This is a genomic window from Galbibacter sp., from assembly GCF_048266365.1.
Lineage (GTDB): Bacteria > Bacteroidota > Bacteroidia > Flavobacteriales > Flavobacteriaceae > Galbibacter.
Map to the genome: position 1 here is coordinate 98,574 of NZ_JBLWZP010000002.1, position 15,736 is coordinate 114,309.

The 15,736-nt window shown below is 37.4% G+C and carries 14 protein-coding genes; 2 read left to right on the forward strand and 12 right to left on the reverse strand.

Features of this window, described 5'->3' with window-relative positions:
* Nucleotides 1–106: 106 nt before the first annotated feature.
* Nucleotides 107–1,120 carry a formimidoylglutamase gene (locus ACN0TV_RS03400; protein WP_417360131.1) on the forward strand — a complete coding sequence of 338 codons (1,014 nt, stop codon included), beginning with the start codon at nt 107–109 and terminating at the stop codon, nt 1,118–1,120.
* 81 nt (nt 1,121–1,201) lie between these two features.
* Here the strand turns inward: ACN0TV_RS03400 and ettA are convergent, their stop codons facing one another.
* Both ettA and ACN0TV_RS03410 read right to left on the reverse strand, forming a co-directional pair.
* Complete coding sequence (gene ettA, locus ACN0TV_RS03405) at nt 1,202–2,896, reverse strand: energy-dependent translational throttle protein EttA (protein WP_417360133.1); 1,695 nt, start codon at nt 2,894–2,896, stop codon at nt 1,202–1,204.
* A 79-nt stretch (nt 2,897–2,975) separates the two neighbouring features.
* Nucleotides 2,976–3,152, reverse strand: a complete 177-nt coding sequence (locus ACN0TV_RS03410; protein WP_417360946.1) for a CAL67264 family membrane protein — start codon at nt 3,150–3,152, stop codon at nt 2,976–2,978.
* 198 nt (nt 3,153–3,350) lie between these two features.
* On the opposite strand from ACN0TV_RS03410, the gene ACN0TV_RS03415 reads away from it, so the two are divergent.
* The gene (locus tag ACN0TV_RS03415; protein WP_417360135.1) at nt 3,351–4,979 is read left to right on the forward strand and encodes an acyl-CoA carboxylase subunit beta; all 1,629 of its coding nucleotides are present in this window, start codon (nt 3,351–3,353) and stop codon (nt 4,977–4,979) included.
* A 33-nt stretch (nt 4,980–5,012) separates the two neighbouring features.
* On the opposite strand, the gene ACN0TV_RS03420 is transcribed toward ACN0TV_RS03415, so the two are convergent.
* The 10 genes from ACN0TV_RS03420 to ACN0TV_RS03465 all read right to left on the reverse strand — a co-directional run bounded on the left by ACN0TV_RS03420 (nt 5,013) and on the right by ACN0TV_RS03465 (nt 15,606).
* Entirely contained in the window at nt 5,013–6,110 is a 1,098-nt protein-coding gene (locus ACN0TV_RS03420) for an AMP-binding protein (RefSeq protein ID WP_417360136.1), read from the reverse strand.
* Nucleotides 6,111–6,201: 91 nt separating this feature from the next.
* Nucleotides 6,202–7,116 (reverse strand): CPBP family intramembrane glutamic endopeptidase, encoded by a 915-nt coding sequence (locus ACN0TV_RS03425; protein WP_417360138.1) that lies wholly within the window; start codon nt 7,114–7,116, stop codon nt 6,202–6,204.
* 3 nt (nt 7,117–7,119) lie between these two features.
* Entirely contained in the window at nt 7,120–8,166 is a 1,047-nt protein-coding gene (locus tag ACN0TV_RS03430; RefSeq protein WP_417360140.1) for an o-succinylbenzoate synthase, read from the reverse strand.
* The gene (locus ACN0TV_RS03435) at nt 8,167–8,844 is read right to left on the reverse strand and encodes a metal-dependent hydrolase (RefSeq protein WP_417360141.1); all 678 of its coding nucleotides are present in this window, start codon (nt 8,842–8,844) and stop codon (nt 8,167–8,169) included.
* A 95-nt stretch (nt 8,845–8,939) separates the two neighbouring features.
* On the reverse strand, nt 8,940–10,847 hold the full coding sequence (locus ACN0TV_RS03440) for a histidine kinase dimerization/phosphoacceptor domain -containing protein (RefSeq protein ID WP_417360143.1): 1,908 nt from the start codon (nt 10,845–10,847) through the stop codon (nt 8,940–8,942).
* A 618-nt stretch (nt 10,848–11,465) separates the two neighbouring features.
* Nucleotides 11,466–12,224, reverse strand: a complete 759-nt coding sequence (locus ACN0TV_RS03445; RefSeq protein WP_417360145.1) for a LytR/AlgR family response regulator transcription factor — start codon at nt 12,222–12,224, stop codon at nt 11,466–11,468.
* A gap of 28 nt (nt 12,225–12,252) precedes the next feature.
* Complete coding sequence (gene menA, locus ACN0TV_RS03450; protein ID WP_417360147.1) at nt 12,253–13,161, reverse strand: 1,4-dihydroxy-2-naphthoate octaprenyltransferase; 909 nt, start codon at nt 13,159–13,161, stop codon at nt 12,253–12,255.
* Between the two features lie 6 nt (nt 13,162–13,167).
* Entirely contained in the window at nt 13,168–13,776 is a 609-nt protein-coding gene (locus ACN0TV_RS03455; RefSeq protein ID WP_417360149.1) for an SPOR domain-containing protein, read from the reverse strand.
* A 31-nt stretch (nt 13,777–13,807) separates the two neighbouring features.
* Nucleotides 13,808–14,650 carry a 1,4-dihydroxy-2-naphthoyl-CoA synthase gene (locus ACN0TV_RS03460; RefSeq protein WP_417360151.1) on the reverse strand — a complete coding sequence of 281 codons (843 nt, stop codon included), beginning with the start codon at nt 14,648–14,650 and terminating at the stop codon, nt 13,808–13,810.
* A gap of 125 nt (nt 14,651–14,775) precedes the next feature.
* Nucleotides 14,776–15,606 (reverse strand): S1 RNA-binding domain-containing protein, encoded by an 831-nt coding sequence (locus ACN0TV_RS03465; protein WP_417360153.1) that lies wholly within the window; start codon nt 15,604–15,606, stop codon nt 14,776–14,778.
* Nucleotides 15,607–15,736 lie beyond the last annotated feature (130 nt).

The window sequence follows — 15,736 nt, forward strand, 5'->3', positions numbered from 1 at the left end:
TTCAGCAATTTAATCAATCTTTTTTAAATTGCTTTACGATTGTATATACGAATCAAAAATGAATTTAGATTATATACTTTTGCATAACGCACAATTAAATTAAAATATGAGATCTAGACTAGTGATCTATGACCTTCAAAAAGTGACTCCTTTGATAAAGGTTAGAAAAGGCGAAGGAAAGCTCGGTGAGCATATGGAATTCTTATCCAAGGAGGATACTTTAGAAACAGCTCTGTTAAATTCAAATGCAAAATATGTACTCTTTGGGATTCCAGAAGATATTGGAGTGATAGGTAACTATGGTAAACCTGGAGCTCGTGATGCGTGGTTAAACTGTCTCCCCCACCTTTTAAATGTGCAGAACAATAAATTTGTGAAAGGTAAAAACCTACTTCTCTTAGGTCATCTGAATTTTGAGAAAGAATTGCAGCAAATCGATGCAATTACTGATGATTCAAAAATCGAAAAGGCTCGTGAGCTCACTGCTTATATCGATACAGAAGTTACAGATCTTGTTCGCCAAATTGTTCAATGCGGTAAAATCCCTATAGTTATCGGAGGTGGACACAATAATGCCTATGGTATTATAAAGGGGACGGCATTGGCCTATAATACGGCTATCAATTGTTTAAATGTAGATGCACATAGTGATTTTAGAAAACGAGAAGGCCGCCATAGTGGCAATGGTTTTACTTATGCTTTCCGAGAGGGATTCTTAAATCAATATTTCATCATGGGTTTACATGAAAATTACAACTCAAAAAAGGTGTTCAAAAGCTTGAAAGCGGAGAAAAGGATCAGATTTAATACACTTGAAGAGTTGTATGTTCGCAAGGAAAAAGAATTTGATTTTGAGCTTCATGAAGCCATTAACTTTGTCAGACAGTCCAAGTTTGGGATAGAAGTCGATATGGATAGTATTGCACATGCACCCAGTAGCGCGCAAAGCAGCTCAGGATTTCAACTAAATCAAGTTCGTGAGATTGTAAATAAGGCCAGTGGGATTAAAAATGTAGCCTACTTACATATTTGTGAAGCTGCACCGAATTTAGATACAGAAGATAAGTTTCAATTAGGAAAAGCCCTTAGTTATTTGATTATTGATTTTATTCGAAAATAGTATACTCTAAACAGACATAACTAAACGAGAAGTATTGTGAAGTACTTCTCGTTTGGTTATATGAATTATATCTGTTGTGACCTAATCTCGGATCAATTTTTTGTATTTGATACGTTTTGGAGTAATATCAGCTCCAAGACGTTTACGTTTGTTCTCTTCGTAATCAGAGAATCCTCCCTCAAAGAAATAAACTTCAGAATTCCCTTCAAAAGCAAGAATGTGAGTACAAATTCTATCTAAGAACCAACGGTCGTGAGATATGACCACAGCGCAACCTGCGAAGTTTTCCAAACCTTCTTCAAGTGCTCTTAAGGTATTAATGTCCAAATCATTCGTAGGCTCATCGAGTAATAACACATTGCCTTCTTCTTTTAGGGTCATAGCCAAGTGTAGTCTATTGCGTTCACCTCCAGATAAAGCCTCTACTTTTTTATTTTGGTCACTACCTGCAAAGTTAAAGCGACTTAGGTAGGCGCGAGAATTCACCTGCTTCCCTCCCATCATAACGAGCTCTTGTCCGTCGCAGAAATTCTCATAAATAGTTTTTGAAGGATCAATATTAGAGTGCGATTGATCCACATAAGCAATCTTTGCAGTTTCGCCAACTTCAAAACTTCCTTTATCAGGGGTTTGCTCCCCCATGATCATTTTGAAAATCGTCGTTTTCCCCGCACCGTTTGGACCAATGATTCCAACAATCCCGGCTTGTGGTAGGTTAAAATTCAAATCCTCATAAAGTAGTTTATCTCCAAAAGCTTTGGAAACGCCTTTGGCTTCTATCACATTGGTTCCTAATCGTGGCCCATTTGGAATGTAAATCTCTAATTTTTCATCCAATTTATTCTGATCCTCATTTAGGAGTTTATCGTAATTATTCAAACGAGCCTTTTGTTTAGCCTGTCTTCCTTTTGGAGCCATACGGACCCATTCCAACTCTCGTTCTAAAGTCTTTTGTCGTTTAGAGGCTTGCTTTTGCTCTTGGGACAGCCTTTTAGACTTTTGATCTAACCAAGATGAATAATTCCCTTTCCAAGGTATACCTTCTCCTCTATCCAATTCTAAAATCCAGCCTGCCACATTATCTAAGAAGTATCTATCATGGGTTACTGCAATTACAGTACCCTTGTACTGTTGTAGATGTTGTTCTAACCACAACACAGACTCTGCATCCAAGTGGTTGGTAGGCTCATCCAACAGCAAAACATCAGGCTCTTGAAGTAGTAATCGACATAGGGCTACACGTCTGCGTTCCCCACCAGAGAGTATATTAATTGGTGTATCAGGTTCTGGTGTTCTTAAAGCATCCATTGCAATCTCGAGCTTGGTATCGAGTTCCCAGGCGTTGCTAGCATCGATCTTATCTTGCAATTCTGCTTGGCGATCCATGAGCTTTTGCATCTTATCTGCATCCTCATATACCTCTGGCAAACCAAACATATCGTTTATCTTATTGTATTCATCGAGAATGCCTACGGTTTCTGCCACACCTTCTTTAACGATGTCGATTACCGTTTTCGTTTCATCCAATTGAGGCTCTTGGGCCAAATACCCCACAGAATACCCAGATGAGAATACAACATCTCCTTGGTAATTTTTTTCCTCCCCAGCAATAATACGGAGTAGCGTTGACTTTCCTGAACCATTTAAACCTAAGATCCCAATCTTAGCTCCGTAGAAGAAACTCAAATAGATATCTTTTAGAACTTGTTTATTTGTGCTCTGGTAAGTCTTGGATACTCCAGACATGGAGAATATCACCTTTTTATCATCAGCCATTATATTCCTATATTTACTTTTATGTTATTATATGGGTCGCTTCTCTAGCGATTTACTTCATGAATTTTGACCAGTATACCTATACCCTGCCTTTTAGGGCATTGAATACCCAAGCAATGGCAAAAAAACCTATGCCAACGGATGCAAATCCATATCCGGCAACATCATCATAACGAAAGGCTCCCAATGCAATAAGTCCACATCCTACGATGATCATTATCCAAGTTGCCCATGCTAATATTGTATTTTTATTCATACCTCGACCTGTGTTACTTTTCATATAAATTCTATTGCGTATTTTCCAATTGACAAATATCGTACAATTTAAGCAATTATTAAACAATTCGATTTGGCTTGATTTCGTATTTTAGCAGAAAATACAAGGTGTTTTAATAGAATATTTATATTAGAACGCGTTTTTCACGAAGTCTCACACTAACAGAATCACAATTTAATGGATTTAAAATTCAATCAGAACGAGGATCATAATAAATTATCACTTTCTGCCTTAAGACAAAAACTAGCTAAGGTGTCTTTAGGAGGTGGAGAAAAGCGAATAGATAAATTACACTCCCAAGGAAAGTTGACTGCTAGAGAACGCATCGACTATCTATTAGATAGCAAAGCCCCAGTTATAGAAATTGGAGCCCTAGCCGGTGATCAGATGTATCAAGAACACGGTGGATGCCCCTCTGGCGGGGTTGTGGTGAAGATTGGCTATATCGGAGCAAAGCAGTGTATTGTGGTGGCTAATGATGCCACGGTAAAAGCTGGTGCTTGGTTTCCGATTACCGGTAAGAAAAACCTTCGTGCACAAGAAATTGCAATAGAAAACAAATTACCCATTATATACCTAGTGGATAGCGCTGGAGTTTATCTACCCATGCAAGATGAAATATTTCCTGACAAGGAACACTTCGGACGTATCTTCAGAAACAATGCGCAAATGAGTAGCATGGGTATTACTCAAATAGCTGCCATTATGGGTAGTTGCGTTGCTGGAGGAGCTTATCTTCCCATCATGAGTGATGAGGCAATTATAGTTGAAAAAACCGGGAGTATATTTTTAGCAGGGAGTTATTTGGTCAAAGCTGCTATTGGCGAGCAAATTGACAATGAAACCCTTGGTGGGGCTACTACACATTCAGAAATTAGTGGGGTAACCGATTACAAAGCAAAGGATGATCACCACGCCTTGGATATTATTAAAAATATTATGGATAAAATTGGGGATGTACCTAAGGCTGGTTTTAGCCGGAAAAAATCCATCAAGCCACTTCTGGAGCCCCAAGATATTTATGGATTGATTCCTAAGAGTCGAACCCAACCCTACGATACCCTTGAAATTATCACCCGCCTAATTGATGCCAATTCTTTTCAAGAATACAAAGCTGGTTTTGGTAAAACGATAATCTGTGGTTATGCAAGAATAGACGGTTGGGCTGTAGGTATTGTAGCCAACCAACGCAAAATGGTTAAAACCAATAAGGGAGAATTACAATTTGGAGGAGTAATCTATTCCGACTCTGCAGATAAAGCAACACGCTTTATTGCCAACTGCAATCAAAAGAAAGTCCCTCTTGTATTCTTACAGGATGTTACTGGCTTTATGGTCGGTAGTAAATCTGAACATGGTGGAATTATTAAAGATGGCGCCAAAATGGTGAATGCCGTATCAAATTCAGTGGTACCTAAGTTTACAGTGGTCATGGGGAATTCCTATGGTGCTGGAAATTATGCAATGTGCGGTAAAGCTTATGACCCTAGGTTAATTGTAGCTTGGCCTAGTGCAGAGTTGGCCGTTATGGGTGGTACTCAGGCTGCTAAAGTACTGTTGCAGATAGAAACCGCATCATTGAAGAAAAAAGGTGAAACCATAACAGAAGAGCAACAAGAAGCCATGTTCCAAAAAATTAAATCCAAGTACGATGAGCAGACCTCCCCTTACTATGGAGCGGCAAGACTTTGGACCGATGCCATCATAGACCCTCTAGATACTCGCAAATGGATTAGTATGGGGATTGAGGCTGCCAATAATGCCCCCATCACTAAGGATTTTAATATGGGTGTTCTTCAGACCTAATCTCAAGACTAAGTCTGAAAATGGCACCCTTATTTATAATTGATTTACCACTTTTTCTATGGTAGCCTCCCTTTTTACTTTGCCATTTTCGGTTTCAAGAAAAGTATCAATGAAATACACTTCCTTAGGATGTTCAAACTTCTCTAGTGATGTTAATCCCTTAATGGTTTCTAGTAATTTGGGATCTTTTTTACCCTCCACAACGGCGATTAATTTTTGTCCCAGGGAAGAATCGTCTACACCATAAATGAAAAATCTCGAGGGAATAACCTCTGCCAATTTCTTTTCAATTTGTTCAGGGACCAATTTCACCCCACCAGAATTTATCACGTGATCAATGCGGCCTTTCCATTTAAACGAATCGGCACTTACTAGACTTACCAAGTCGTTGGTTACAATGACTTGCTCAGCGATATTCGGTGCATCAATCACTAAACATCCCCTATCATCAGTTCCTATGGTAATATTAGGCAATATTTTAAAATTTGAATTCTCAAGATTTTCTGAATTTGAAAAATTATTGATTTTCTTCGCGGCAATATGGGTCACCGTTTCTGTCATCCCGTAAGTTTCGAAGATTTCAGTAGATTTATCCTGAAGACTATCTATTAATGTACTGTCTATTGGTGCTCCGCCGACAATTAATTTTCTAACCTGATCGAGTTTATCCAGTGAATTTTCAACTTGTAATGGGATCATAGCTGAAAAGTCATAGGTTTTACTCAACCCTGTTAAAGGCGTTAAATTTGGCTCCACTAAATCAATCTCCAGCCCCAATATCATGGCACGAACCAACATCATTTTGCCAGCGATAAAAGCAGCTGGAAGGCAATGTAACGCATTATCTCCTACATTTATTTTGAAAAAATCACCAGAGGTAATTGCAGAATTTACCATGGCTTGCTTATGAATACGAATTTGTTTAGCCTGCCCAGTAGATCCAGAAGTACGGACGTACATAAATGGCTTCTCATTTAACCAATCCATCAAAAAATCACCGATAGATTGTTCATAAGGTTCCCCTTCCTTAATGTAGCTATATGCTACTTCCATTAAATCTTCACGGTCATAATAGGAACCGTTTAGCTTAAATCTTAAGTGAAGTTTATCAAAGGTAGGTGTTGTATTCATAGTCTCTTTTTCTATTAAACTAGCAATCAATTAGTGATTCCCAAAGTTATGATTGAAATATCACAATTAAAAGCGTAAAACGTATTAGTTTCTAAGACTCTAAATTCAATTTTGCTTTTTCAACCGCACCAGTTAATCTTTCCTTCCATTGACTCCATTTGTACTTTTTGGAAAATATAAAAATCAATATAGGGAAGACGACTAAAACAGGAACAAGCACATCGTAACCTAATGCGGGAGTGGATACATCTTTTAATACCGATTCTGTTTGAAAAGCAGTCCAAGTTGCTGTAACCAATAACACTGTTACCAGGTTATTGGCTGCATGAAATCCCAATGCAAGCTCCATACCTTCATCCATCAGTGTAATGACTCCCAAAAAGAATCCTGTTCCGATATAGTAGATCATGATGCCGTAGCCAAGTTTTTCCACTTCTGGATTAGCGATGTGCATTAGGCCAAATATTACCGAGGTTACCACCAATGGAACCCATCTGTTTTTAGCAAAAATCCCAATACCTTGCATCAAGTAGCCTCTGAATAGGTACTCCTCAAAACTCGTTTGTAAGGGTACCAATAAGATGGCTATCACTACTAGTGATAAAAAGGGAACGAGATCAAAATTCCAAATGTAATCCTGTGGATTAAAATAGTAGTCGACCACCACAAAAAGTGCCGTAATTCCTCCCCAAAGGAAAAATGAAAAGAAAATGCGCTTCCAATCGACTTTCTTTCGAGATGTAGTTAATGATGTGATGCTTTGTTGATGTATCAGTTTGACCCAGATCCATAGCAGAAATAAGGCAATGGCGAGAGGAAGTAACATGGTGATCAGTACTAGGTTAGAACCTAGCCGCTCTACCATTATTTGCATTATTTCTTCTGTGCTTTGAGGAGTGTTTAGTACAGTTATATAATTGATAATAATTAACCCGATAAATCCAGTTGGAATCACCAAATATTTCCAAAGGCCCAATTGTCCTCGATATCCTTGCTCTATGTACATAGTTTAATTAAGTTTTAGGTATTCCGTATCCCAATTTCCATTTCTCTTATAATATAAATTCTCGCCAATAACCTGTAGTGGCGAACTAATATTGTTGGTATATAAGCTACCTGTCCCAAGTCCTTGGGGCATGGAATTGTTTAATGTATAAGTCCATTGGGCAATGGCATTGAGCCCAATATTACTTTCTAGGGCTGAAGTGACCCACCAATCAACTGCAGCTTCTTCACAAAGCTTTATCCATGTATTGACGCCCTTAAATCCTCCAATTAAACTCGGTTTAAAAATCAGGTATTGGGGTTTCATAATTTGGAGTAATTTCTTTTTATCTTCAGGTTCAAAGACCCCGATAAGTTCTTCATCCAAAGCTATCGGTAAAGGTGTTTTACTGCAGAGTTCGGCCATAGCTTCCCACTGCCCTTGCCTAATAGGCTGTTCAATCGAATGAATATCAAGAGTTGCTAATCGCCGGAGTTTTGATAGTGCATCCTCAGGAGAGAAAGCACCATTGGCATCTACTCTGAGCTCGATATCCGTAGCACTGAACTCTTTTCGAATTGCTGTTAAAAGTTTTATTTCTGTAGAAAAGTCAATGGCTCCAATTTTCATTTTGATACAAGAAAAACCCTGATCAATTTTTTCTTTGATCTGGGATTTCATAAAATCCTCATCCCCCATCCATATAAGACCGTTGATCGGTATCCCTTTTTCACCGCGAGTAAACGAGGAAGGATATAATTCAAATGGTTGTGCTGCGGAAAGGGACCGGAAGGCTTGTTCAAGTCCACATTGAATGGAAGGATACTCTAAAAGGTCTGTCCACAGCTGCTCAAACCCCAAACCGATATGATTACAGGTCCATTGTAACTTAGATTCGTAGTCTGGACGATCATCAATACTTAGTCCAGCCAATAATCCACATTCTCCAACGCCAGTTTTCCCATTATTTTCGATAACTATAAACCAAGTTTCCTTTTGCCGTAGTACACCTCTAGAGGTTCCGCTTGGCCTTTTAAAATCTAATATGTGTTTTCTGTAGTAGGCCTCCATTTACAATTCAATGCTTTCACCAATACTGAGTAACATCAAATCCTTCTGAGCACTGTAAAATTTCTTTTTAGCTTCCTCGTGATCAATCTCGATATAACCAAAGGTGTCATAATGGTATCCCAGGATTTTATCGCACTGAATAAAATCAGAAGCTATAATGGCATCTTCAACCCCCATAGTAAAATTATCACCAATAGGTAAAACGGCCAAATCCAGATTGGTGCGTAGCGGAATAAGCTTCATATCCATAGTTAAAGCCGTATCTCCGGCTATATAGATGTTTTTGTGCTCCCCCTCGAGTACGAACCCTCCAGGTTGCCCACCATGGGATCCATCTGCAAAGGAGGAAGAGTGAATTGCATTGACGTATCTCAGGACACCGAATTCAAAATCCCAACTTCCACCATGATTCATAGGATGGCTATCAAAACCTTTGTCACTGTAATAATCTGCAATTTCAGCATTTGAAATAATTACCCCAGCTGTTCTTTTAGCTATGGATTCGACATCAGCCGTATGATCCCGGTGTGCATGAGTAATTAGTATATAATCAGCTTTGACGGACTCCATATCAATATGGGAGGCTTTTTCGTTTGCAGAAATAAATGGATCAACCAAAAGGTGAATTTCCTCTATTTGTATGCCAATGCAAGCGTGTCCATAGAATGTGATTTTCATATTGTATAGAATTTGTTTAAGATAATAATGCTCCTCGAATTAGTCTTCAAAGTTTAAATTTAAACAATTATACTAAAATCAACTAATTTGATATCTTATTTGAAAACAAACCAAAAATGAACACCTTCTACATCGGTATCTACATTTAGAATAGAACGAAGTTGATTGGCTAGTCTTCGGATAAGATTTAGCCCCATGGATCCTGAGGATTCTAGATCGAAACCAGCGGGTAAACCGATTCCATCATCCTTATAGTCAAACAATAAATGCCCGTTTTCCTCCTTTAACTGGATAAAAATATTTCCAGTCTTCTCACCCTCAAAAGCATATTTAAAGGAGTTCGAGATGAGTTCGTTTAAGATAAGTCCTATAGGAATGGCTCTATCCACATCCAAAGCTGCGCTATGGGCATCGATATGCATAGTAATCCTGAATCCTCTTTTTTTGTAGACCGACTGAATACTCGCCGAAAGGGATTCTATATACTCCTGCATCTTAATGACGGATAAATCTTCGTTTTGATAGAGTTTTTGATGAATCAGTGCCATAGCCTTCACTCTGCTCTTTCCCTCTTCTAGAGCGTTGATTGCAGATTTACTACGGGTGTTCTTTGTTTGTATACTCAGTAGGCTAGAGACCACCTGTAAGTTGTTCTTAACACGGTGGTGGATTTCTTTTAAAAGCGAATCTTTTTCAATTAGAGAGTTTTCAATGATTTGTTTTTGATTCTCTATCAGACGTTTGTTTTTCAAACTCTTAAGGTAAGCCACTACCAGGCCGATCACACATATAAAGCACAATATAAGAGCAGACACACTCAGGTAAATCGCTTTTTCCCTTTCTAAAATCTCAGTTTTATTTTTCTCCAAGTTAAGTCGTTGGCGCTCGATGGTTTCCTTTTGATTGTTTAAGTCAAATTGCACCAACAAACTCAATAGCTGTTTTTTCCTGCTGCTGTAATCCAGAGAGTCCTTTAATTTCACATAGCGTTTGAAAAATATAGATGCAGAATCCGGAGCACTGTCCCGAAGGTAAAGATTTGCTCTTAATCGGTTGTAATTTACTGTGGTTGATTTAACTAACTTTTGTTTGGTTACTATACTGTCCAGATAGGATTTTGCCATCTCCAGATTGTTGATTTCCATATAGCATTCTGCTAAATTACCCCACAAATTAACAGTCGTTTTTGAGTACCTTCCCTTGTCGTATACCCTACTTGAAGAAACTCCAGACTCCAAGTAAGAAATAGCTTCTTCAAATTTATTTTGGAACATTTTGCACTTCCCTAGATTACTCTCGATCTGGCCTTTTAAATACACGGCTTCATTAAAGTCCTCAGAACTGATTAAACTTTCATTATTGAGATAAGCTAAAATGCTCTGATGCGCAATTTCAATATCTTTTAAAGCGGTGTAAATAGACCCATCTTTTAATAAATAGGTGCCCAGATTATTATAATATTCAGCCTTGTAAAAATTGTCCTCTCCTTTGCCTAATTTAGATTTATTGGCAATGGTATATTCCATCATAGCCTGTCGATACAGCCCTAATTCAGCATAAATATCATAAAGAACGACTTTCTCCCCCAGGCCTTTTAGCTGCCTTCTAATCTCCAATTGCTTGTCATATAGTTGCAGCTCTTTATAGAGCTTATCCAAAGTATACAGTAATTGAATCTTTATAGGACGATCTAATTTTTTAGGTTTGCGTAATAACACCTCTCCTAAAAGGGCACCCTTATCATAATTACCTACATCGTAATAAAGCTCGGAGAGCATTAGTTTGTACTTAAAAACAGCTACGGAATCTTTTTTCTTTTCGGCTGCAATAAGTGGCTGATTAATGGAATCTAACCAACTATATGCGGAACTAACTGAGTAGCGCCTTTTGGTATCAAAGAAGTAATTCACCCGCTGGTCAACATCTTTCATGCCGAGAAATACTTCCAATGGATCTTCAATGGTATCTGAGTTTTGGGCACTCCCGTTTAGCGTACTACCCATTATTAAAAGGAAAAAAATATATGTTGTGCGGAGCTTTCTCAAGAGTTTTTATGTAAATTAATTTTCTACATGTTTCTTTAAAAAAGCCTAAACATTACATTTAGGCTTTTGGTCACTATATAATAAATAATCTTTCAAGCGTCATTATTATATAATTAACATCTTAACAGCGGTTAAACTTACTTCAATATATTTAATTAATTAAATTTTTGTTGTATAAGAATACTTTTGTGTGGTAAAAAAAGTGATTTTTTTAAGAAATTTAATTGCAAACCTATTGGATGATATAGCAGTCGGTTAATTGTTTCTTTAGCACGAAACCTATTTGTAGTTTACCATAAAAACAAAGTTAAAATTATTAGAATCTCCCAAAAAAGTCAAAAGAGCTCTGGAAACTCCAAAACTCTTTTGTAACCTATTTATTAGTTAGGTTGTTAAAGTGTCAGTTAGTGTGGGGGATGTAGATAACGGTATTGGTTAGGGGAAATTAATTATCGTAACACTAACTACACTTCAAATATATAATTATTGAAGTGTAGTATAAAATATATGTTGACAACTAGCCTCAGATTGTTGTTAATTCCGGTATAACTGTTGTTAAGAGATGTAATTCTTAATTTAAGAGTTCATGTTTGAGAGTATAAATTCCCTGAACTCTTTAGAAATTGGAATGTTTTTGCCATTGATCATGATGTCCTTAGTATTAATGGCCTCAATGTGGTCAATATTAACGATGTATGATTTATGTGCACGATAAAATTGTTCCGAAGGAAGTTTTTCCAAGTAATCTTTTAAAGCAGATCTCACTAAGAAATTCTTATCAGCTGTATAGACCTCTAAATACACATTGTCTGCTTTGACATAATGAATGTCGTCAAAGGGAATTCTATAATAATGTTGATTCTTTTTAACAAAGATAGAATTCCTTAGTACAGAACTGGACAAATGTTTGTTTTCGTCTTCCGCAACAATATCAGTCTGAACGGCAGTGCTGGCTTCTTCATTAAAATTGGAAAGAGCTATTTCAATAGAAGTAAATAAATCTTGTTGTTCAAATGGTTTGACTAAATAACCACTAGGATGGACGCTTTTGGCATTCTCGACTGTTGCTTTATCAGAATTTGAAGTAACAAAAATAAAGGGGATATTGTAATTTTCTCGGATGTATTTTCCAAAATCTATTCCCGTTTTATCCGTTGCTAATACAATATCTACAAGGGCTAAGTCGACTTCATTTTCCTTAAGCGCCTGAGCAGCACTCTCAAAGTCCACTACATTTGCGACAATTTCATAACCGATGTCTTCGAGCATAGACTGCATGTCATCGGCTATGATCACATTATCCTCAAGGATAAGAATCTTTATTAGTTGGTTCAAAATAAATGCTGTTAATTAAGATTTAAAGCTACAAAAAATTATTATAACTTAATAGAAAAAGCAAGGCAAATAAAAATGTAGATAAGGATAGTTTTTTCAACTCCGGATCCAGCAGTGATTCTTCCGTATTGGAACGGACTCGGTTTAGATGCAAAATAATTGGAACATAGGAAATTAAAAACAAGGCATTCGACCAATGCTTAAAATTAAGACATAAAAACAATGTTGCCGACACCAATGCTATCCATATCAATAAGGTGTGATAACTTTTTGCTCTAGCAACTCCCAGCTTGACAACCATGGTGTTTTTATTTGATAGGGCATCACTTTTAGCATCTCTCATATTGTTTAAATTCAATACTCCAACACTTAAAAGTCCTATAGATACGGCCGGTAATAACAAGTCCCACTCTAATTTTTTAGTATATAAGAAGTAAGACCCTACAACACTGACTAAACCAAAGAAAATAAAAACAAAAAGATCTCCGTATCCATGATATCCGTATGCAGAGTTACCAACAGTGTATTTAATAGCCGCTGCAACTGCCGAAACACCTAATACAAAAAACAATAGTGATAGCAATAGTTGTTCACTGCCGAAGGAGACATAAATAAGCCCTATTGCGATTAGTAGTGTCAATAACGTTGTAACCACAATGGCATAAAGCATTTCTTTAGCAGAAATAACGCCACTTTGTAATGCGCGAACCGGACCTACCCTTTCCGCATTATCCGTTCCTTTAACTCCATCACCATAATCATTGGCAAAATTGGAAAGCACCTGAAAACCTACAGTGGTCACCAAGGCTAAAATGAAAATATAAGGATTAAAAAAGCCTTCAGTAAAGGCGATAGCAGAACCTACTAGAATTCCGGATACTGACAAGGGCAGCGTTCTCAAACGAGCGGCCTCTATGAGGGTTTTAAATTTTGTCATTCAGGTTTAAAATGCTTCTTCAATTTTAATCCGTTTACCATTTTTATAAGAGGCTACAAAAACATCTTTAAAACCCAGAGCAACCATTTCTTTTCGGAATAAATTTGCATCTTCCAAATTTGTGAAATTGCCAAGTGCGTATTTGTTAAACGGCTTATCTTTATATTGATTTATATTCTTCAATTCACTAGAATACAAAGAAATTCCTTTGTCCTCAAATGCTGCCACCTGTACGGCGTATACAAGCATTGTGTCTATTAGGGCTTCAGCTGAATTTTTTGATTTTAGTGATAGGTTGTGCAGTTTTTGATTTAAGTTTACAATCTCATTCTCAAAACTATTCCATTCACTTTTCTCGATGAGCATCTTGTTTTTAGATTCCAAAAAGCGCTCATTAATATACACCGAAGGTTTTATAAAATACAATGCTATACCGAGGACCAAAACCACAAACAGGCATACTGAGACTAACCTTAAAAAATTGCGTGATCGATACAGTTTATCTTTTTCAACACGTTGCTTCTTCAATTCGTTCAGTAGTCTTTGCTCTTGTATTTCTTTGACCTCAATAGTTTTATGTAAGCTAACTAAATGATTTTCGTCAATATAAGGCATGATCGAACAGATTTAATTCTACTTGATATTTTCAAGGAATCCATTTTATCCCTTTAAAATCTGGTTTCCTTTTCTCTAAAAATGCATTTCTTCCTTCCTTGGCCTCATCAGTCATATAAGCCAGACGTGTGGCTTCTCCTGCGAAAACTTGCTGCCCAACCATTCCATCATCAGTTAGGTTCATCGCAAATTTCAACATTTTTATTGAAGTTGGCGATTTCTCCAATATCTCTTGTGCCCACTGGTAAGCGGTATTTTCAAGCTCTTGATGAGGTACAACTGCATTTACCATACCCATTTCTAAGGCTTCTTGTGCACTGTAATTTCTTCCTAAAAAGAAAATTTCTCTAGCTTTTTTCTGCCCCACCATTTTAGCCAAGTAAGCAGATCCGTAGCCACCATCAAAACTGGTTACATCAGCATCAGTTTGTTTAAAGATAGCGTGTTCTTTACTGGCTAGAGTCATATCACATACTACATGAAGGCTATGCCCTCCTCCTACTGCCCAACCTGGAACCACAGCGATGACAACCTTTGGCATAAAACGTATCAGACGTTGAACCTCCAGTATATTCAATCGATGGTAGCCATCTTCTCCAACATATCCTTGATCTCCACGGGCTTTCTGATCACCACCGCTACAGAATGAATAAACACCATCTTTAGTTGACGGTCCCTCAGCAGAAAGGAGTACAACTCCAATATTGACATCCTCTTGAGCATCGTAAAATGCCTGATAAAGCTCACTTGTCGTTTTGGGTCTAAATGCGTTTCTTACATTTGGTCTGTTAAATGCAATGCGAGCAACCCCATTGCATTTTTTATAGGTAATATCTTCAAACTCTCTAACGGTTTCCCAGCTAGGCTCATTCATAGGATTTCTATTTTTCTCAAAAATATGAAGTTATACAATTCAAAGCTAACTTTATAGGGAAGATTTTAGCCTGAATCATTAAATATTCGATTCTAATCGCGATTATACATTACTTATGGTAGTGCCTACTGTAGGCGAATACCATTCTCTTCGATGGTAATTAGCTTCTCCTTATACAAGGATCCAATAGCTTTTTTAAAGCTCTTTTTACTCAAATTTAAGGTTGCTTTTATAAGTTCAGGATCACTTTTATCTCCTAAGGCTAAATAGCCGTTATTGGCTCTTAACTCATCGAGCACTTTTTGAGAAGCAGGCTCGATTGCTTTATAACCTTGCGGTTGTAAACTCACGTCAATTTTTTGATCCTCCCTTACCTTTTTGATGTACCCTTGATGAATACTCCCAAGTTTCAAATTTTCGAAAAGTTCATCGTTATAGATCAAGCCTTTATTCTTGTTGTTAATGATCACCTCCACACCCAATTCAGTGAATCTAGAGACAATCAATTGAACCTGATCATTAAAGGCTAATTCTATATGCTCATTGGATACAAATTGATTGGTTTTACTCGAGGCTACCAACCTTCCAGTTTCAGTGTCCTCGTACACATATACTAAATACCACTTCCCCTCTTCCATTTTTCGAGCTTGCTCCCTAAAGGGTGCGAAAAGATGCTTCTCTAGTCCCCAATCTAAAAAGGCGCCAATGTTGTTCACCTCCACAACCTTTAATAGGGCAAATTCGTCTTTAGTAACTTTAGGTTTTAAGGTCGTAGCCACTGGACGCTCTTCGTGGTCAAGATAGCAGAATACAGTAATGCTTTGCCCAATCTCAAATTCTTTGGGAACGTATTTATTAGGCAATAAAACATCATTTCCAGATTCATCTCCAAGAAAAATTCCTACAGAGGTTTCTCTTAATATTTCTAAGGTATTATATTCACCGATACGTATCATAAAGCTCAAGTTATTAAACTGGCTGCAAAGGAACACAATTAAAGTGAAATAATGTAGAAAATCCGTGCTTTTACCCTACCGTTTACATAGAAATACAGCAACTTTTCGTAATGCTCACCCCATTGAAATT